Annotated in this window: 12 protein-coding genes; 6 read left to right on the top strand and 6 right to left on the bottom strand. The window is 66.8% G+C overall.

Annotated elements, in window-relative coordinates; translation table 11 throughout:
* The first annotated feature begins 187 nt into the window (after positions 1 to 187).
* The 5 genes from DESTE_RS07125 to DESTE_RS07105 all read left to right on the top strand — a co-directional run bounded on the left by DESTE_RS07125 (position 188) and on the right by DESTE_RS07105 (position 10,261).
* Positions 188 to 1,453 carry a molybdopterin molybdotransferase MoeA gene (locus DESTE_RS07125; protein WP_035069922.1) on the top strand — a complete coding sequence of 422 codons (1,266 nt, stop codon included), beginning with the start codon at positions 188 to 190 and terminating at the stop codon, positions 1,451 to 1,453.
* A 197-nt stretch (positions 1,454 to 1,650) separates the two neighbouring features.
* Positions 1,651 to 2,493: a TIGR00282 family metallophosphoesterase gene (locus DESTE_RS07120; protein WP_035066430.1), complete on the top strand. Its 843-nt coding sequence runs from the start codon at positions 1,651 to 1,653 to the stop codon at positions 2,491 to 2,493.
* 243 nt (positions 2,494 to 2,736) lie between these two features.
* Positions 2,737 to 3,936 carry a tyrosine--tRNA ligase gene (tyrS, locus tag DESTE_RS07115; protein WP_035069921.1) on the top strand — a complete coding sequence of 400 codons (1,200 nt, stop codon included), beginning with the start codon at positions 2,737 to 2,739 and terminating at the stop codon, positions 3,934 to 3,936.
* A gap of 195 nt (positions 3,937 to 4,131) precedes the next feature.
* A complete protein-coding gene (locus DESTE_RS07110) occupies positions 4,132 to 5,619 on the top strand; it encodes a hypothetical protein (RefSeq protein ID WP_035066428.1) in 1,488 nt (495 codons plus the stop codon).
* Positions 5,620 to 5,980: 361 nt separating this feature from the next.
* On the top strand, positions 5,981 to 10,261 hold the full coding sequence (locus DESTE_RS07105; RefSeq protein WP_035066426.1) for a DUF748 domain-containing protein: 4,281 nt from the start codon (positions 5,981 to 5,983) through the stop codon (positions 10,259 to 10,261).
* 992 nt (positions 10,262 to 11,253) lie between these two features.
* Here the strand turns inward: DESTE_RS07105 and dnaB are convergent.
* The 5 genes from dnaB to alr form a co-directional block, all read right to left on the bottom strand.
* On the bottom strand, positions 11,254 to 12,738 hold the full coding sequence (dnaB, locus tag DESTE_RS07100) for a replicative DNA helicase (RefSeq protein ID WP_156925288.1): 1,485 nt from the start codon (positions 12,736 to 12,738) through the stop codon (positions 11,254 to 11,256).
* A complete protein-coding gene (gene rplI, locus DESTE_RS07095; protein WP_035066422.1) occupies positions 12,689 to 13,192 on the bottom strand; it encodes a 50S ribosomal protein L9 in 504 nt (167 codons plus the stop codon). Before rplI ends, dnaB begins: the two co-directional genes overlap by 50 nt.
* A 9-nt stretch (positions 13,193 to 13,201) precedes the next feature.
* Positions 13,202 to 13,465, bottom strand: a complete 264-nt coding sequence (gene rpsR, locus DESTE_RS07090) for a 30S ribosomal protein S18 (protein ID WP_007523772.1) — start codon at positions 13,463 to 13,465, stop codon at positions 13,202 to 13,204.
* A gap of 1 nt (position 13,466) precedes the next feature.
* A complete protein-coding gene (gene rpsF / locus DESTE_RS07085; protein ID WP_035066420.1) occupies positions 13,467 to 13,772 on the bottom strand; it encodes a 30S ribosomal protein S6 in 306 nt (101 codons plus the stop codon).
* Between the two features lie 218 nt (positions 13,773 to 13,990).
* Positions 13,991 to 15,109: an alanine racemase gene (gene alr, locus DESTE_RS07080; protein ID WP_035066418.1), complete on the bottom strand. Its 1,119-nt coding sequence runs from the start codon at positions 15,107 to 15,109 to the stop codon at positions 13,991 to 13,993.
* Positions 15,110 to 15,396: 287 nt separating this feature from the next.
* Here alr and DESTE_RS07075 point away from each other — a divergent pair, with 287 nt between their 5' ends.
* Complete coding sequence (locus tag DESTE_RS07075; RefSeq protein WP_035066416.1) at positions 15,397 to 17,739, top strand: LPS-assembly protein LptD; 2,343 nt, start codon at positions 15,397 to 15,399, stop codon at positions 17,737 to 17,739.
* A gap of 357 nt (positions 17,740 to 18,096) precedes the next feature.
* Here the strand turns inward: DESTE_RS07075 and queF are convergent, their stop codons facing one another.
* Positions 18,097 to 18,639 carry a preQ(1) synthase gene (gene queF / locus DESTE_RS07070; RefSeq protein ID WP_051384359.1) on the bottom strand — a complete coding sequence of 181 codons (543 nt, stop codon included), beginning with the start codon at positions 18,637 to 18,639 and terminating at the stop codon, positions 18,097 to 18,099.
* Between the last annotated feature and the right edge of the window lie 92 nt (positions 18,640 to 18,731).

The raw sequence follows: 18,731 nt of genomic DNA, 5'->3' as shown, positions 1-18,731 counted from the left end.
TCTGCTCTCGGGCCATTCCCGGCTGCCGTTGGCGTCATCCGGCTCCCTTGCCCGTAGCGCCCGCGCGGGGTAGGAGAGGTGTTCGCGTCCACCCCGTGCCACCACAGACGTGCAGTAGCGCCGTGCGGCCATCCCGCGCGGGGCGGTGCCCCCTGTGCGCGAGAAGGAAAAGGAACCGACCGTGACCATGACCGGATTTTTCAACGTCCTCTCGGTGGAGGCGTTCACCGAACTCTTGCGCGCCTTTTCGCCCCTGGCGGCGGAAACGGTGGACCTGCACCGGGCCGATGGCCGCGTGCTTGCGGCGGACGTCATTGCCGGGGAAGACCTGCCCCTTACCGACCGCGCGGGCATGGATGGCTACGCAGTGCGCGCCGCCGACCTGTTCGGCGCCACGGAAACGAACCCTGCCTACCTCGAATGCGACGGCAGGGTGGACATCGAACACCCCGCCACCTTTGCCGTGACGCCGGGCCGTTGCGCCGCCATCGTCACTGGCGGCGTCATGCCTGAAGGCGCCGACGCGGTGGTCATGGTGGAGCACACCCATGAACTGGGGGCAGGCACCATAGAGATGCGCCGCGCCGTTGCCCCCGGGGAAAACGTGATGCTGCGCGGCGAGGACGCCATGGCGGGCACACCCGCGCTGACGGCGGGCACCCGGCTGCGCCCGCAGGAAGTGGGCATGCTGGCCGCCGTGGGCGCCACGTCCGTGCGCGTGCACTGTGCGCCGCGCGTGGTCATCATTTCCACCGGCGATGAACTGGTGGCCCCGGAGGCCACGCCCCGGCCCGGCCAGGTGCGTGACGTGAACAGCCACACCCTGGCCGCGCTGGTGCGCCGGACCGGATGCGAGGCGCGCTGCCTCGGCATCGTGCCCGACGAACTGGGCGCGCTGGAGGCGGCTCTGCGCGAGGGGCTGCGTGACGCCGACGTGGTGTTGCTGTCCGGCGGCAGTTCAGTGGGCGTGCGCGACCTGACCGTGGCCGCGCTGTCGCGCATCGAAGGGGCGGAACTGCTGGCCCACGGCGTGGCCATCAGCCCCGGCAAGCCGACCATCCTTGCCCGTGTGCCCGAGGGGGACGGCGGCGGCTGCCGCGCGGTGTGGGGCCTGCCTGGGCAGGTGACCTCTGCCCAGGTGGTCATGTTCGTGCTGGGGATACCCTTCCTGCATCATCTCTCCGGCCGGACCGATGCCTTCGACCGGTCGCTGTGGCCTGCGCGCCGGGTGCGTCTGGCGCGCAACGTGGCGTCGCGGCAGGGGCGCGAGGACTGGGTGCGGGTGCGCATCGACCCGACCCGGCAGGAAGATGGCGGGCTGCCGTCCGCCGTGCCGCTGCTGGGCAAGTCCGGCCTGCTGCACACGCTGACCGGGGCGCACGCGCTGGTGCGCATACCCGAGCGGGCGGAAGGGCTTGTGGCGGGCTCCGAGCACGACGCGTATCTGATTTAGGGGCTGCTCCCAAATTGTCCTTTCGCCCGTTGGCGTCGTCAAGCTTCGCCTGCCATGTCGGTCGAATACGATAAGAGTATACTCCCTCATGGCAGGCTCGTTTTCCTCGCCAACGAACGAAAATCCTAATTTGGAAGCAGCCCCTGCCTCAACGTGGCCTTTTGGGTACACGCGTACATCACACGGAACGACCAACCATGCGCATCCTCTTTTTCGGCGACATCGTGGGCAAGCCGGGCAGGCAGGCCCTGAAGGAACTGCTGCCCGCCCTGCGGCGCGAGCACGCTGCCGACGTGGTCATCGCCAATGGCGAAAACGCCTCCGGCGGCATCGGCCTGACGGCGGAAACCCTGCGCGAACTGCTGGGCATGGGCATCGACATCCTGACCACCGGCAATCACGTATGGAAACACCGCGACCTGTACGGCGCGCTGGACAAGGAGCCGCGCCTGCTGCGCCCCGCCAATTACCCGGCGGGTGCGCCGGGGCGGGGCCTTGGCGTGTACGACCTGCCCGGCGGGCATCGCCTGGCGGTACTGAACCTGTGCGGCACCACCTACATGGACCCGCTGGACTGCCCCTTCCGCACGGCAGAGGCCCTGCTGGCCCGGCTGGAGGCGGAAGAGGGCGCTCCCGTTGTCCGCCTTGTGGATTTTCATGCCGAGGCCACCAGCGAAAAGAAGGCCCTGGGCTGGTTTCTGGATGGCCGGGTCAGTGCGGTTATCGGCACCCACACCCACGTGCAGACCGCCGACGCCATGCTGCTGCCCGGCTCCACCGCCTACCTTACCGACGCAGGCATGTGCGGGGTGGAGGCGTCCGTGCTGGGCATGGACCACAAGGTCATCGTGGACCGCTTTCTGACCCGGCTGCCGCAGCGTTTTCGCCCGGCCACGGGGCGCGGCTCGCTGAACGGCGTGCTGCTGGACGTGGACGAGGCCACAGGCAGGGCGCGGTCCATCCGCGCGTTGCGCGTGGCCTGCCCGGCGGCAGAGGCGTTCGATACGGGCAACGGCGCGCCGCAGACGCCGGACGCCTGAGGGAGGCGTCGCAGGCTGGCGCGGGGCGGCAGGGGGGCACAGCGTCCGGCCATGCCTTTCGTCGGTCCGCAGCGGCTTCCGCCAGCCGCTACCGGTCCCGCATAGGCCCGCCTTCGGCATCCGTCCGGTGACCGTCTGGCTCCCAGTCGGCCCCGACCAGCCCGTGAGGGGGCCCCAATCGGGTTGACACCACCCGCCATCTCTGGAAGACCGTCCCGATACCATGCAGAGGGGTTGCAGACCATGATCGACATCGACACCCAGTTGGAACGCATCAAGCGCGGCATGGCCGAGCTCATCGACGAGGCCGAACTGCGCAAGAAGATCGCGCGCGGCACGCCGCTGCGCGTCAAGGCGGGCTTCGACCCCACCGCGCCGGACCTGCACCTTGGCCACACGGTGCTCATCCACAAGCTGCGCCATTTCCAGGAACTGGGCCACACCGTCATCTTCCTGATCGGCGACTTCACGGGGCAGATCGGCGATCCTTCGGGTCGGTCGGATACCCGCCCGCCGCTGACGCCGGAACAGATCCTGGACAACGCCGAGACCTACAAGAAGCAGGTCTTCAAGATCCTGGATCCGGAAAAGACCGAGGTCGATTTCAACTCGCGCTGGATGAACGCCTTTTCCGCCGCCGATTTCGTGCGCCTTGCCTCGCGCTACACCGTGGCCCGCATGCTGGAGCGCGACGACTTCGAAAAGCGCTACCGCGACGGGCGGCCCATCGCCATCCACGAATTCCTGTACCCGCTGGTGCAGGGGTACGATTCGGTGGCCCTGCGCGCCGACGTGGAACTGGGCGGCACCGACCAGAAGTTCAACCTGCTCATGGGCCGCACGCTGCAATCGCAGTACGGGCAGGAGCCGCAGTGCATCCTTACCGTGCCCATTCTGGAAGGGCTGGACGGCGTGAAGAAAATGTCGAAGTCCCTCGGCAACTACGTGGGTATCGACGAACCGCCGTCCGACATGTTCGGCAAGATCATGTCCGTGTCCGATGATCTCATGTGGCGCTACTACGAACTCATTTCCGCCCGCTCGCTGGAAGACATCGCGGACATGAAGCGCCGCGTGCAGGCCGGTGAAGCCCACCCCAAGGCGGTGAAGGAAGACCTGGCCTTCGAAATCACCGCCCGCTACCACGGCGACGACAAGGCCGCAGAGGCCCGTCAGGGCTTCAACGCCGTGTTCGCCGGTGGCGGCGTGCCGGACGACGCGCCCGAACACGCCTGCGCCCAGGGCGAGGACAGCACCCCCCCGGTGTTCCTGGAAGCGGCGGGCCTGGTCAAGTCGCGCGGCGAGGCCAAGCGGCTGATCAAGGAAGGCGCGTTGTCCGTGGACGGCGTGCGTTGCGACGACGCCATGGCCCCGCTGGCTCCCGGCAGCTACGTGGTCAAGCTGGGCAAGAAGCGCTTCCTGCGTCTGACCGTGACGGGGTAGCAGGCGGATTCCGGGTCTCCGGCGTTTTTGCGCTTGCGCAGCAACACCGCGCTTTTACAGACATCTCCATGGTTTTGTCACGCCGCTCCGGTTCGCCGGGGCGGCGTTTTCGCGTTGAATGCCCGGCTACGTGTAAAGATATGTAAATGGACGCCGATATGACCTTGTGACGGTAACCAGCCACGGGGTGACGCCATGATCCTTTCCCCCATTTCCGGCTACCTGCTGCGCGAATCGCAGGAACGGCAGCAGGAGGCCCGCCGCGCCCGGTACGGTACCGGCCCGGTGAGCCTGCGCGGCAGCCTGACCGACGCCTACGACAAGGTGTCCACTCGCACGCCCGACGTGGTGTTCAAGTTTGGCGATGTGTCAAGTGCGTCCGAAGAACAGGAGTTGCGCTACAACCGCATCATGGCGGGACAAGCCGCCGGACTGCATGCCAGAAGTGTCGACGGGCTGGACGTGCAGATGTTGGCCCCCCACGAGCAGGACAAGGACGGCAACAGCAGCAAGGAATGGCGCGTGGTGGTCAGCAGGGGCGGCACCGAAGTGGCGCGCGGCGAGATTACCGCCGATACCCGGGTGGTGACGAACCCCGACGGCAGCGTGACGCTGGAGGAGGCCGCCGATGGTGTCACCTTCGAGGGCACGAAGGACAACGACATATTGATCCGGCTAAGCGACCGGCAGGTGAACGCCGGGGCCGGCAACGACATGGTCATCTCGCTGGGCGGCAGCGGCGGGGTGGATGGCGGCGACGGCAACGACAGCATCCTGGGCGCGGTGCGCGGCAACGCCGCGTCCGGTGAGGGCGGCATGGCGCTGCTTTCCGGCGGGGCTGGCGACGATCGGATCGAACTGACCAACAGCATGCACGCACTGCTGGATGGCGGCGATGGCGACGATACGCTGGATGGCGCCATGGCCCATGTCATCGTCAGGGGGGGGCTTGGTGACGACAGGCTGCAGGGCGAGATGCACTTTGCGGACATCGATGCGGGTGACGGCAACGACAGTTTCAAGATGGACCTTGTGGCCCTTTCCCAGGTCAAGGCGGGCCTGGGCGACGATGTGGTCAAGGGCGATTTCCGGCGGTCCACCATCAATGGCGGACTGGGAGACGATACTTTCGACGGGCGGTTCCGGGGTTCCAATCTGTTCGGCGAGGAAGGCCGCGACACGTTTGCCGGGCTGTACGAGCGGGGCACGGTCGACGGCGGGGAGGACGGCGATACCTTTGCCATCCGCGGGGCGCACACCACCGAGTTCACGGGGGGGGCAGGCGACGATGTCATGCGGGCCGTCACCTCGTTTTTTGCCAGCTACGATGGCGGCGAAGGCGACGACGTGCTGGAACTGGGGCGCAAGCGCCACGTCAGCAAGGGGGGCTACCTTGTGCCCGGCGGGCTTTCCCCCACGGCATGGAAAGTGGACGGCCTGCCGGGCGCCTACTACGCCGAAGGCGATCTGGTCCAGAACGTGGTGAACGGCGGCGATGGCGACGACAACGTGAATGTGTACGGCGCGCCCGGAAACCGGCGTGGACTGGATGAGCCCGCCCGGGTCAGCGGAGGCCGGGGGCGCGACCTGGTGGCCATCTACGGAGCCATGCAGCGCATGGGGCAGTTGTACGGCGAGGAGGAGGACGGAGAAATTCCCGTGCTGCTCATGCCCTACGTCTAGGGGCGGAGGCGCTGCCGCGTACGCATGAAGTGCACCGCGATATGCCACGGTTGCACCCGCGCTGTCGGAAGAGGGGCTTCCGGTGGCGTTTTTTTGCGTCCGCAACCACCCGGCCTGCCTGATTCGCCTGATTCGCTGACCCGCCTGACCCGCCTGGTCCGCCTGGTCCGCATGGTCTGCGGTATGCCTGTTGCGCCATACGGCGTCGTGGCAACTCCACATGGTCCACATGGGGGCTGGCAAGGAGTAGAGGGGAGGGGGAGGTAGGGTTGCCCCGCGTTGTGGCGCACACCTCTTCTCATGAAGGCGCAACTGCTCTATGGTGTTGGCAGAATCATCAATCCGGGAGCATGGAGCGGGTATGAGCGCGAAGCCGGAAAAGAGTGCGTCGAAGTGGTCGCCAGCGACCGTTGCATCACGTGGAAAAGCATGGTGGGCCTTGCGGCGGGTGCGTCGCTGGACATACACCATCGTCGGCATCGTAGTGGCATGGGGCGTGCTGGCCGGTCTGGCCATGCCGCCACTGCTGCGCGGCGTGCTGGAAAACCAGCTGTCCGACAAGCTGCGGGTGCGCTGCACCGTGGAGAAGGTGCGCTTCAATCCGTACACGTGGGCGTTGTCCATCCAGGGCGTGCGCGTGCCCAACCCCACCGGCGACGGCGACATGCTGACCTTCGACGCGCTGGAATTCTCGCCCGGCCTTTCCGCGGCGCTGCGCCTTGCCCCGGTGCTGGCCTACGTGCGGCTGGTGAACCCGGTGGTGTACGTGGCCCATTTCGGCGACGGACGCTATTCCTTCTCGGAATTCATCCCCCCGGACGGAGAAGGCGAAGAGGGAAAAAAGGACCATGCCGACGAGACGGACAAGCCGCTGTTCCCCTTTGCCGCCAGTGACTTCGAGGTGGTCAACGGCACGGTGATCTTCCACGACGCGCCGCTCAAGACCATCCACACCATCACGGAATTGCAGTTCGTGGTGCCGTTCACCTCCACCATGGAACGCGACCGCGAGCGGGCCATCACCCCCAGCCTCAACGCCACGGTGGACGGCAAGGCGCTGTCCGTGCAGGGGCGGCTGTTGCCTTTTGCCGAGCACCTGCGCACCGAGTTCGACGTGGTCACCGACGAGGTGGACCTGACCCGGTACCGCGAATACCTGGCCGCGTTCACGCCGCTGCGCCTGGAGTCGGGGCGGCTGGGTGTGAACCTGAAGCTGGTGGTGGAGCAGCCTGCCGCGCACGACGTGGAGTTTGGCCTAGCGGGTTCCGTGACCCTGAACGACCTGCGCGTGAATGCGCCCGACGGCAAGGACACGGTGCTGGGCCTGACCTCCGGCGTGGTGGAGGTGGAGCAATTTTCATTGCTGGACCGGCACGTGGACGTGCGCCGGGTGGACCTGGACGGGTTGCTGGCGCGGGCGGGGCGGCTGGCCGACGGCTCCATCGACTGGCTGGGCTTCGTGGCCCCGGCTGGGGGGAAGCGGCAGGAGCAGGCCCGGACGCAACCGTTTCCGGCGGAACGGGCGCAACAGGACCAGGCTGGAAAGTCCGACGTGGCGCGGAATGGATCAATGGCCGCCAGCGCTCCTCTTGGAGCGAACGGGACTGACGGCACCAATGGAACTGGCGGAATCGGGGCAAGCGACGTACCCGCCAAGGCATCTGCCAGAAACGTGGCGTCGGACGAGCCGCCCTTCGTGGTCAACGTGCGTACCCTGGGGCTGCGCGACGCGACTGTGGTCTGGAAGGACGCCTCGGTGCCCGGCGGCGCGGTGGTGCGTCTGAGCGGCCTTGATGCCACCCTGACCGATTTCGCCACGCCCGGCGGCATGCAGAGTCCCAAGGGCGGTGGCGCGTTCACCGTGTCGCTGCGCATGGACGGCGGCGGTGCGACGGGCGATGCCCCCAAGCCCGGTGCCCCGGCCAAACCGGGGACGGGTACGCTGAAGGCGGAGGGCAACGTGACCCTGGAACCGCTGGGCGTGACCCTGCGGCTGGATGCGCGCGACCTGCCCCTGGTGCCGGTGCGCGGCTACGTGGCCCAGGCCCTGCCCCTGTCGCTGGACGCAGGGTCCACGGGCGTGCAGGGCGAGATCGATCTTTCCCTGGCCGCGCCCGATGCCCCCGGCCTTGTGCTGCGCAAGGGCGCGGCGCAGGTGTCCGGACTCATTCTGTCCCTGGCCGGGGCGCCGACCGGGCAGAAGCAGCCTTCCGTGAGTCTGGGCAAGCTGGAAGTGTCCGACACCAGTGTGGACCTTGCGGCGCGCACCGTGGCCGTGGGGCCGGTGACGCTGACGAAGCCGGACGTCCGGGTGGTGCGCGGCAAGGACGGCATCATCGACCTTGCCGCGCTGGCGGGGGGGGCGTCCCCGGCAGAGTCCGGCAAGGCACAGCCCGCGTCCGCCCGATCGGCCCGATCGGCCCGATCCACAGTGAGCAGGGGGCAGGAACGCCCGGCAGCGCGCGAAGCCTCACGTGTCGCCGCACAAAAACCTGCCCCCGCGCCGGAAGGGTCGGAGTGGCAGGTATCCGTGGCCTCGCTGCGCATGGACGAGGGCCGCGTGACCTTCGAGGACCGACAGCCCAAAGAACCGGGTGCGCTCACCCTGGAAGGGATGCGCCTGGTCACCGGCCCGCTGTCGCCGCAGCGCGGCGCACCGCTGGACGTGGATTTTTCCGCGCGCTGGCAGAAGCAGGGCGCCATCGGCATCAAGGCCAAGGGTACGGCGCAGCCGCTGCACCTGACCGTGGACAGCAAGTTGGCCAAGGTGAACCTGCGCCCGCTGGACCCGTACCTGGGCGAAGTGAGCGATCTGTTGTTCGGCAGTGGCGAGGTGTCGTCAGAACTCAAGGTGGCCCTGCGCGAGCAGCCTGCGCCGGCGGCTCCGACGGGCAGGGCTCGCCGCACGTCCGCGTCCGCCGGACAGGCGGCGGAACCGGCTCTTGAGGTAAGCGTGGAGGGCGCGGCCCGTCTGGACAACCTGTCGCTGAAGCTGGCCGGGGGCAAGCAGGAGCTTGCCTCTCTGCGGCGGTTTGCGGTGCGCGGGTTGCGCTTTGGCCAGCAGGCTTCGGGCGATCTTTCCCTGCGCGTGCAGGAGGTGGGGCTGGAAAGGCCGAAGCTTTCGGTGGTGGTGTTCAAGGACGGCTCCACCAGCATCGGGCGGGCCCTGGGGGCGAAGCCCCCGGTGGCAGCGAATGACGCGAAGCCCCCGGCGGCAGTGAAGGACGCGAAGCCCCCGGTGGCAGCCACGGAGGATGCGAAGCCTTCGGCGGTAGCGGACAAGGACGCCAGGGCCCCGGCGGGTGACGCTGCGCAGCCTGCCAAGGCCGCGTCGGGGCCTGTCACGGATTCGGCATCGCCGCCACCCGCACCTTCTGCCCAGAGTGACGGCGCGGCGGTTGCGGCCCGTCCCAATGCCGGGCCGTTCACCACGCTGGACGTGGGCAGCCTGTCCATTTCCGGCGGTGCGCTGCGCTTCCGCGATGAGCGCATGTCCCCGGCCTATGTTGCGGAAATGTCCGACATCGAGGGGCGCATTTCCGGCGTTTCGCTGGACCCGGCCTCGCGGGCCGAGGTGCAGCTACGGGCTGGCATCGAAGGGGTGCCGGTGCTGGTGGGCGGCACGGTGAATCCGCTCATCCATCCCGTGTTCGCGGACATGCGTTTCACCATGTCCGGACTGGATCTGGTGCCCCTGTCGCCCTACGCGGTGCAGTACATCGCCTACCCCGTGGAGCACGGGCGCTTTTCTGCCGATGTGGCCGTAAAGGCGGAAAACTGGGTGCTGGATGCCGACAACCATTTCACCCTCAGCCAGATAGAACTGGGCAGCAAGGACAACCGGCCAGATGCCCCCAATTACCCCGTCAAGCTGGGGCTGGCCCTGTTGCAGGACATGAGCGGCAACGTGGACCTGCGCCTGCCCGTGAAGGGACGGATGGACGACCCGGAATTCCGTCTGGGCGGGGTGGTCATGCAGGCCGTGCTGAACCTGATGGTCAAGGTGGTCACGTCGCCCTTTGCCCTGGTGGGCAGCGTGCTCAGCCTGGGCAGCAGCGGCAGGGACATGCGCTACATCGAGTTCGCGCCGGGCGTGGCAACGTTGAACGAGGCGGCGGACAAGGACCTGCGCGCGGTGGTCGAGGTGCTGCGGCAGCGCCCGCGCCTGAAGCTGGAAGTGCAGGGTACGGCCGAACCGGATGGCGACACGCGCGGCCTGAAGGAACAGGCGCTGCTGCGCGCACTGCGCGAGGCCAAGCACGCCTCGCTGTCGCGAGCAGAGCGGGCGCGGGTGAACGTGGACGACGTGACCATCGACAAGGACGAGTACGAGGACCTGCTGGACGAGGTGTACAAGGATGCGCCCTTCGAGAAGCCGCGTAACGTTGTCGGTTTCACGAAGTCGCAGCCTGTTGACGTGATGGAGGCCGCGCTGAAGGAACATTACGAAGTGACGCCCGAGTCGCTGAAGGAACTGGCGGTCGCGCGGGCCAAGGCGGTGCGGGACAAGCTGCTGGAACTGGAGCCCGCGCTGGGCGAACGGGTGTTCCTGTCCGGTGCCAAGGTTGCGCCTGTTGCCGGTGCGGATGGCGGGGATGGCGCCAAAGGCGGGGGGAGCAGGGTTAATCTGGGGTTGCAGTAGTGGGGGGGATGGGCGCGTACGCGTGAGAAGAGAAGAGGGAGCGGTTGTGCTCTGTTGCACCCGGCTTCTACGAAGACGGTTGCGCCCTGTTGAACACGCTCGATTTCGTTATGCCTCCGGCGGGCAGGGGGGCCTTTAGCGAGGCCCCCCTGCACCCCCGCGCTCCAGGGGGGCTCCGCCACAGCTCTGCTATCTTCATCCGTAAGACTCGCGCTTCGCGCTCGCCTAACGGCTGAAGTCCTGGACCCCCAACGCTTCATGCACCGCGTTCCTTCCGTCGTCAGCTTCCCTCCGGCGCAAGGCGCCTCCGGGCGATCTGGCAACGGGAATGCGAATGTGCGCGAGGCTCCCGTTGGCACGGCGAAGCGGGGGAGTATTTTTCTTCACGGGTTCTGCGGCGCGCATCCGCGACGTCGGAGCTTCCGCCTCGCAAAGCCTCGGCGACGATCTCCGGCTGCGGCTGCGTATCGCCGCGTAACGGTTTCTTGCGCTCAGGTGAAGGATGTGCATTTTTATGGAACTGGCTGGACGACCATAAGGTAACTCGATTGTTCATGGACCAACTTTCGCGCGTAGAAGCGTATGCCGCCGGGCTTTGACGGCGGCATATGCGTCGCAACGGGGTCGGAGGTAAAAGCACCCTCGCTTGGCCATGTTAGCGGGAGTATTGCGCGCATTGGCGGCACCGGCGGCAGATCGCCCCGAGGCGCCTAGCGCCGAGGGGAAGCTGACGCCGAAGGGACGCCGCGCATGAGACGTTGGGGGTCCAGGGGAGGCGAAGCCCCCCTGGAACGCGGGGATGCAAGGGGCCATCGTTCCATGGCCCCTTGCCCGCCGGAGGCATAACGAAATCGAGGGGGTTCAACAGGGCACGACTGCCTTCGTAGAAGCCGGCTACAACCGTGCACTACCCATCCCCACCCGGCCAGCACCCTATTCCCCCGCCTTGGCGCCCCAAACAAAAGGGGCCACCTTGCGGCAGCCCCCATCAATCAATCCCCGTACCCCTCTGAGGGCGGCGGCGGGACGAACGTCAAATCCTCGAACGCGGTGTGCGAGGCCAGGTAGGCAAGCTCGGCGACGCCCACGGGGCCGTTGCGCTGCTTGCCGATGATGATTTCCGCGATGCCCTTGCGCGGGTTGTCGTCGCGCTTGTTGTAGGCATCGTCGCGGTAGATGAACATGATCACGTCCGCGTCCTGCTCGATGGCGCCAGATTCGCGCAAGTCCGAAAGCATGGGGCGCTTGTTGGTGCGCTCTTCCACCTTGCGGTTCAGCTGCGACAGGGCAATGACCGGGATGGTCAGTTCCTTGGCCAGGGCCTTCAGAGAACGCGAGATTTCCGAAATTTCCAGTTCGCGCGAATCCACCCGGCGGGCGGAGCGCATCAGCTGCAGGTAGTCCACCATGACCAGGCCCACGCCGCGCTCGGCGCGCAGGCGGCGGGTGCGGGCGCGCAGTTCCAGGGTGGTGATGGCGGGGGTGTCGTCGATGTAGATGGGCGCCTGCGACAGCACGTCGGCGGCGTGGTACAGGCGCTGCCAGTCCTCGTCGTCCAGAAAGCCCTTGCGCACCTTGGACAGGTCCACCTTGCCCAGCGAGCAAAGCATGCGCATGACCAACTGCTCCATGGACATTTCCAGGGAGTATATCGCCACCGGCACGTTCTGGTTCACGGCGGCGCGCAGGCACATGTTCAGGGCAAAGGCGGTCTTGCCCATGGAGGGGCGCGCGGCCACGATGATCAGGTCAGACGGTTGCAGGCCCGAGGTCATCTGGTCCAGTTGCACGAAGCCGGTGGTGACGCCGGTGACCACTTCCTTGCGGTCGCAGCGCTTTACCAGGTCTTCGAAGACCTTGTTCACCAGTTCCTTGGCGCTGCGGAACATCTTGCCGCTGACCCGTTCGGAAATGGCGAACACCGCCTGCTCAGATTCATCCAGCAGCTTCTGCACCTCGCGCGAGGCGTCGTAGCAGTTGCTGATGATCTCGGAGCCTGCGCCGATCAGCGAGCGCAACAACGACTTGTCGCGCACGATGGTGGAATAGTGCTCCGCGTTGGCGGCGCTGATGGTGGACTGGGCCAGTTCCGCCAGGTACACGGCCCCGCCCACCCCTTCCAGGCGGCTCTGCGATTGCAGGTATTCCGCCATGGTCACGAGGTCGATGGGGGCGTTGCGCCGGTACAGTTCCAGGCACGCGTCGTAGATTTGCTGGTGGGCGGGCAGGTAGAAGTCTTCCGGGCGCAGCGTGTCGACCACGGAATGCAGCACGGAGTTGCGAAGCAGAATCCCCCCGAGCACGGCCTGTTCGGCTTCGGTGCTGTGCGGGGGGACTCGGCGCAACAGATCGGCGGAAGCGCGTTCCGTCGGATCGGGAGCGCCGCCCCCGCCCTGATAGGCGGAGGCGGCGTCGGAATCGGAGTGGCTATTCGGCCGGGGTTTCCGGCTCGGCGTCCACGACGGGTTCTGCGGCATCGCTCACCTTGTCTTCGGCAACAACCTTGACGTTCAGGGTGGCCACCACGTCGGCGTGCAGGCGGACGCGCACTTCGTGCGTGCCCAGGGTGCGGATGGCGGCGTCGAGCAGAATGCGGCGACGGTCGATGTCCACGCCCTTCTCGGCCAGCGCATCGCCGATGATGGCGGTGGTGACGGAACCGTAGAGCTTGTCGTTTTCACCCACGCGCACGGGGATCACCAAGTCGGCGGCGGCGATCTTGGCGGACAGGTCGGAGGCTGCGGTGCGCAGGGCATCCATCTTGGCCTGAAGCTTCTTGCGTTCCAGTTCGAACGCCTTCAGGTTGGCATCGGAGGCCAGCATGGCCAGGCCCTGCGGCAGCAGGAAGTTGCGGCCGAAACCGGGCTTCACGGTGACGACGTCGCCGAGGCGGCCCAGGTTTTCAACGTCTGCACGAAGGATCAGCTTCATCCCATCCTCCTAGATCTGGCTCTTTTTCTTGACGTCGCTGGAGTGGCCCGCGGTGTAGAACAAGAGGGCCATCTGGCGGGCGCGCTTGATTTCACGGGTGAGCAGACGCTGGTGATGGGCGCAGGTGCCGGTGATGCGGCGCGCGATGATCTTGCCGCGCTCGGTGATGAAGTCGCGCAGGATGTCGGCGCGCTTGTAATCGAGGGGCAGGTCCTTGTCGGCGCAGAAGCGGCAGAACTTGCGGCGCGGGGTGAACTTCTTCTTGAAGGCCATGTTATGCAACCTCCTCGACCGCGTCGGCCAGCTTGACGGTAACGAACTTGAAGATGCCGTCGGAGATGCGGATGTTGCGTTCCACTTCGGCCACGGCTTCGCCGGGGGCGAGGTATTCGAGGCGCACGTAGTAGCCGCGCATGTGCTTCTGCACGGGGTAGGCGAGGTCGCGCATGCCCCAGTGGTCGGCGGTGACCATCTTGCCCTGTTCACGCTCTACGACGCCGGTGAGGGTGCCAAGCAGCGCCTCGCGGGCATCCGCGGCCAGCTCCGGGGAAAGGAGCAGCAGCGTTTCAAACTTCCTCATGGGATTCCTCCTTGTGGGCTTTGGCCCGCCCCACACGTGGGGGCGAGCAAGGCAGAAACAGGGTCTATAGTCGCAGGCCGCCCGGGTGTCAACAGCCCATTTGGCGTTGCCGGGCAAGGCCGGGCGGGTGCAGTCTGGGCGTGTGCGGTCTGGACGTATGCGTGGTGCGCGGCGGCGCAGCCGATGTGTGCCGGCCCCGCTGCAAGGGTCTTGCGGCTCTATTCCCGGTGGGTGCGCGGGTTCATGCCCAGCAGGCACAACACTTCATAGGATATGGTGCCCCACAGGTCGGCCAGTTCGTCGGGCGTCAGCGCCTCGCCGGGGCCGCCCATCAGGTAGGCGTCGTCACCGGCGGCCACGCCGGGCACGTCGGTCACGTCCACGGCGGTCATCTGCATGCATACCCGACCCAGGATGGGTACGCGGCGGCCATGCACGGTCATGGCGCCCTTGCCGGAAAGCCCCCGGCTGTACGCGTCGGCGTAGCCGGTGGCCACGATGGCCACGGCCATGTCGCGCGGGGCGGTGAAGGTGCGGCCATAGCTGATGCTGCGCCCGGCGGGCAGGGGGTGCACCTGAAGGATGGGCGCGGCCACGTCCATGGCCGGTTGCAGCCCGTCGCCAAAACGCTCCTGCGCGGTGCCGCGCAAGGGGTTCGACCCGTACAGGGCGATGCCGGGGCGCTGCACGTCGAAGTGCAGTTCCTTGTGGGCCAGCAGCGCGGCGGAGTTGGCCAGCGAGCCCTGCGCGGCGGGCCAGTCGGCCCGCACCCCGGACAGGATGCGGGCAAAGGTTTCTCCCTGCTCGCGGGTGAAGTCGGCGCGCGAAGGATCGTCGGACACGGCCAGGTGCGACATGACCAGCACCGGGCGCAGCATGGGCCGGGCGTGCAGCCGGTCGAGCAGGGCGGGCAGGTCGGCCTCGGTGAAGCCCAGGCGGGCCATGCCGGTGTCGAACTTGAGGGCGATGTCCACCTGCTGGCCTGGGGCTGCCCGCCCCGCCAGCATTTCCAGCTGGTCGGCGGAATACACGGCGGGCACGATGGACCGGGCGACGCAGCATTCGGCGTCGGCGGCGTCCGTGGCGCCCAGCAGGGCCACGATGCGGCCGGGAATGCCGCCGTCGCGCAGTTGGGCGCATTCCCCCACGGTGCCCGCGGCAAAGGCGTCTGCCCCGGCGGCTTCCAGGGTGCGCGCCACGGGCAGCAGGCCGTGGCCGTATGCGTCGGACTTGATCACCGGCATGGCGGCGGGGGCCATGCGGCGCAGCATTTCGAAATTGCGGCGCAGCGCCCCAAGGCGCACGCGGACGGCTATCTTGTTGTAGGCGATGGTCATGCGGGGCTCCATGGCGGGTCCGTCTGGGAGGGCGGAGAGGGGCGGTTCCGGCAGGGAAAGGGGCGGCGTCGGGACAGGGGGGCGACCTGCGGCTTTTCCTGCCGGGAAAGTTGTGGTAAACGACTGCGGTCCCGGTATTGTGCAGGGAGCGGTTGTACCCCCTCGCGCCGCGACATTCAACATCTTCGACACCCCGCCCGCGCCAATGCGAAATGCCGCGCGCCGGGGGGCCGGAATTTCACGTGACTTCATAAACCGGGCCCATGCCCGGACGATCCGGACAGCGCATGACAGACGGCAGATTCCGCCCGTTCGCCGGGTTCGCGGCATATGTGTTCCTGCTGCTTTCCGGCATCCTGTTCGCGGGCGGAGCGTACGCCCAGCAGCCGCAGCCCAACGTGCTGCAGATGCGCACCGAGGACGACCGCGAGGTGACCTGGAACCTCACGGCCGATACCGTCACGTCGCAGAACGACAGCAAGATCATGGAGGCCGAGGGCCGCGTGGCCCTGCGGCGCGGCCAGGACTACCTGAAGGCCGACTACATCCGCTATTACTCCACCACCAACTGGGTGTACCTGAAAGGCAACGTCGAGGTGCACTTCGGCAAGGACGACATAGCCGCCGAAGAAGCGGAATTCGACTTGCGCAGCCGCACCGGCTGGATGAAGAACGGCCGCATCTTCATGGGCGAACCCCACGCCTACTTCGCGGGCGAGCGCATCGACAAGAACTGGGGCGATCTTTACACCTTCACCAACGCCAAGATCACCGTGTGCGACGGCGATACCCCGGCCTGGGCGCTGACCGCCGAGGAGGCCGTGGTCGAGATCGACGGCTACGCCCGCCTGTGGCGCTCGAACTTCCAGGTGAAGGACAACGACGTCGCCTATTCCCCCTATTTCGTCATGCCCGCCAAGCGCACCCGCCAGTCGGGCTTCCTGATGCCGCAATACGGCATCAGCTCGCGGGACGGCTTCTACTACAACCAGCCGTACTACTGGGTGCTGAACGACACCAGCGACGTGACCCTGAACGAGTACTTCATGTCCGAGCGCGGGTTCATGCACGGGGTGGAATACCGCTCCCGGCCCACCACGGACCAGACCACCTGGCTGCGCTTCGACTGGTTGTACGACAACAAGGTGGTGGACAACGACGGCGACGACCCCATCGACGGCAGCGACGGCCTGGTCCGCACCAATCACGAACGGTACTGGCTGCGCGGCATGTTCGAACAGCGCCTTGGCGACCCCCGCTGGCGGCTCAAGGGCGACCTGGACTACGTGTCCGACCAGAACTATCTGCGTGAGTTCAAGCGGGGGCTCGGCGGGTTCAGCGATTCGCGCGACAACCTGTTCGAACTGTTCGGCCGCGACATCAACGAGCGTGACCGCTACCGCACCAGCCAGGTCATGCTGACCCGCGACTGGGACCGCGTTTCCGTGGCCCTGGGCGGTCGGTACGACCAGGATCCGGATCTGGGCAACGGCAACCGTCCCTACTCGTCGGACTCGCTGCCCCAGCGCCTGCCCGAGGCCGACGTGTACCTGCACCGGGGCACCCTGTTCGAAGGGCTGCCGCTGGAAATGCAGGCCTCTGCGCAGTCGGTGTACTTCCACCGCCGCAACGGCACCCAGGGCGCGCGGCACGAGGTGCATCCGCAGTTGGTGCTGCCGGTGAACGGCAAGTACGGCTCGGTGACTTCCTCCGTGGGCCTGCGCCAGACCGTGTACGACACCGAACGCCGCGAGAGCCTGACCGGCGACGGCGGTGATTCCTCGGGTGAATCCCGTACCTTGCCGGACTACAACGTCGCGGCCTCCACGGAGTTCGCCCGCGTCTATCACGTGGAAAGCGCGCCGCTTACCCTGACCGCCGAGAATGCAGGGCAAAGCCGCTGGACCGGCATCCGCCATGCGGTGCAGCCGCGCGTGGAGTACAACAACCTTCCGCTGGTGGATCAGAACGACAACCCCCGCTACGACGGTGACGACCGCATCGGCGCACGCAACGAGCTGGTCTACTCCATCAGCAACGTGTTCACGCGCAAGCGCGAAGTCGTACGGATGAAGACCAGCGACGAGGGAGTGGCGGAGCCGGACCTGGCTACCGACTATCTGGAGTTCCTGCGGGTGAAGCTGCAAAGCGGCTACGACATCCGCGAGGCCAACCGTGACGACGAGCTCGATACCTACGAACGCCGTCCCGTGCTCGACTACCGGGCCGAGGTGCAATACTTCCCGGTGGCGTGGCTGGCCTGGCACAGCATTACCGCATGGTCGCCCTATACCGGCGATGTCACCCAGCACGACCACGGCCTGTCCCTCATCGACGCCAACAGGGGACAGTTGACCGTGGGGTACAACTGGCGCTCCAGGCTCGACGAATACAACAGGACGCGTGACTACGACATCAACGCGCTGTACCTGCGCGGCGAGGCTTCGGTGTGGGGCCCATGGAGCGTGGGAGGCGAGTACCGCGTGGATATCGAGAATAGTCGCGACCTGGAGCGGGTTTTCGACATCATCTACACCCACCAGTGTTTCAAGCTGATAGGTCGGACCACGTTTGACCGCGAAGAAGAACGTTACGAGGTGCTGGTGGTGCTGCCGGGCCTCAGCGATTGATGGTGTTGCCACGAGCGCCTTTTTGCCCTCTGCCTGACCGACCCGAAGGGCGCGCAGCGTGCCCGTTGGGTGAGCGCGCAGCGCGAGTCCTACGGGCATCGAGAGCAGAGCCCGACCCGAAGGGCGCGCAGCGTGACCGTTGGGCGAGCGCGTAGCGCGAGTCCTACGGGCATCGAAAGCAGAGCTGTCAGAATGCCCTTTTGCTCCGGTCGAGTACTGAAGAGTACACTCCCGTCGCAAAAGGGCATTCTTTCTTGGCAGAGAACAAAAATGCTGCTCGTGGCGACACCATCTTAATGGTGCCCTCCCGCTTTTTTTTCCCTTCCCTGTGTCTGCTTCTTCAGTTTTGGCGCGGCGTTACGCCGTATGCCGCCCGCTCTCGCGTTTCCATTCCGATACCATCTCGCGGATCATGGCCGCGCGCGGTTCCTCCACCTGCTTGAAGCGCTCGGCGAACACGTGCAGGTGGGTGCCGCCGCGCGGGGTAAACAGTCCCTTCACCCGGCACCACAACGGGTCCAGGGCCTCGGTCATGTGGTCGAGCACGGTGTTGGTGATGGTTTCCATGAACGACTGGTGGTTGCGGTAGGCGAACATGTACAGCTTGAAGCTTTTGGACTCCACGCACAGCCGGTCGGGGATGTATTCGGTGACGATGGTGGCGAAGTCGGGCTGGCCGGTCACCGGGCACAGCGAGGTGAATTCCGGAAAGGCGATGCTCACGATGTAGGGCCGGTCAGGGAAGTTGTTGGGGAAGGCTTCCAGAATGTGCGGGCCGGGGCCGGCGTGGGGATATTCGGCCTTCACGCCCAGCGTGCGCAGGTGCCCGGTCTGGTCCTGGCTGCGGGTATAGGTGGCGTCGGCGGTGCCGCGCGCGGGGGGGGCGATTTTCTTGCTCATGGGTCTCTCCCGTGGGAATGTGATGTGTGCATTGTCGCCGCATGGGGCGGGCTTGGCAAGCGGGCGCCCTCCGGCCCGTGGTGGTACTTTCG

Source organism: Nitratidesulfovibrio termitidis HI1 (assembly GCF_000504305.1).
GTDB classification, from domain to species: domain Bacteria; phylum Desulfobacterota; class Desulfovibrionia; order Desulfovibrionales; family Desulfovibrionaceae; genus Cupidesulfovibrio; species Cupidesulfovibrio termitidis.
The sequence above is the reverse complement of the archived record's forward strand: the minus strand, read 5'-3'. Positions and strand labels throughout refer to the sequence as shown.

Coding starts and splice junctions, on each gene's coding strand:
- DESTE_RS07125 (WP_035069922.1), top strand. CDS start 188: ATGACCGGATTTTTCAACGTCCTCTCGGTGGAGGCGTTCACCGAACTC.
- DESTE_RS07120 (WP_035066430.1), top strand. CDS start 1,651: ATGCGCATCCTCTTTTTCGGCGACATCGTGGGCAAGCCGGGCAGGCAG.
- tyrS (WP_035069921.1), top strand. CDS start 2,737: ATGATCGACATCGACACCCAGTTGGAACGCATCAAGCGCGGCATGGCC.
- DESTE_RS07110 (WP_035066428.1), top strand. CDS start 4,132: ATGATCCTTTCCCCCATTTCCGGCTACCTGCTGCGCGAATCGCAGGAA.
- DESTE_RS07105 (WP_035066426.1), top strand. CDS start 5,981: ATGAGCGCGAAGCCGGAAAAGAGTGCGTCGAAGTGGTCGCCAGCGACC.
- dnaB (WP_156925288.1), bottom strand. CDS start 12,738: ATGCCGCAGAACCCGTCGTGGACGCCGAGCCGGAAACCCCGGCCGAAT.
- rplI (WP_035066422.1), bottom strand. CDS start 13,192: ATGAAGCTGATCCTTCGTGCAGACGTTGAAAACCTGGGCCGCCTCGGC.
- rpsR (WP_007523772.1), bottom strand. CDS start 13,465: ATGGCCTTCAAGAAGAAGTTCACCCCGCGCCGCAAGTTCTGCCGCTTC.
- rpsF (WP_035066420.1), bottom strand. CDS start 13,772: ATGAGGAAGTTTGAAACGCTGCTGCTCCTTTCCCCGGAGCTGGCCGCG.
- alr (WP_035066418.1), bottom strand. CDS start 15,109: ATGACCATCGCCTACAACAAGATAGCCGTCCGCGTGCGCCTTGGGGCG.
- DESTE_RS07075 (WP_035066416.1), top strand. CDS start 15,397: ATGACAGACGGCAGATTCCGCCCGTTCGCCGGGTTCGCGGCATATGTG.
- queF (WP_051384359.1), bottom strand. CDS start 18,639: ATGAGCAAGAAAATCGCCCCCCCCGCGCGCGGCACCGCCGACGCCACC.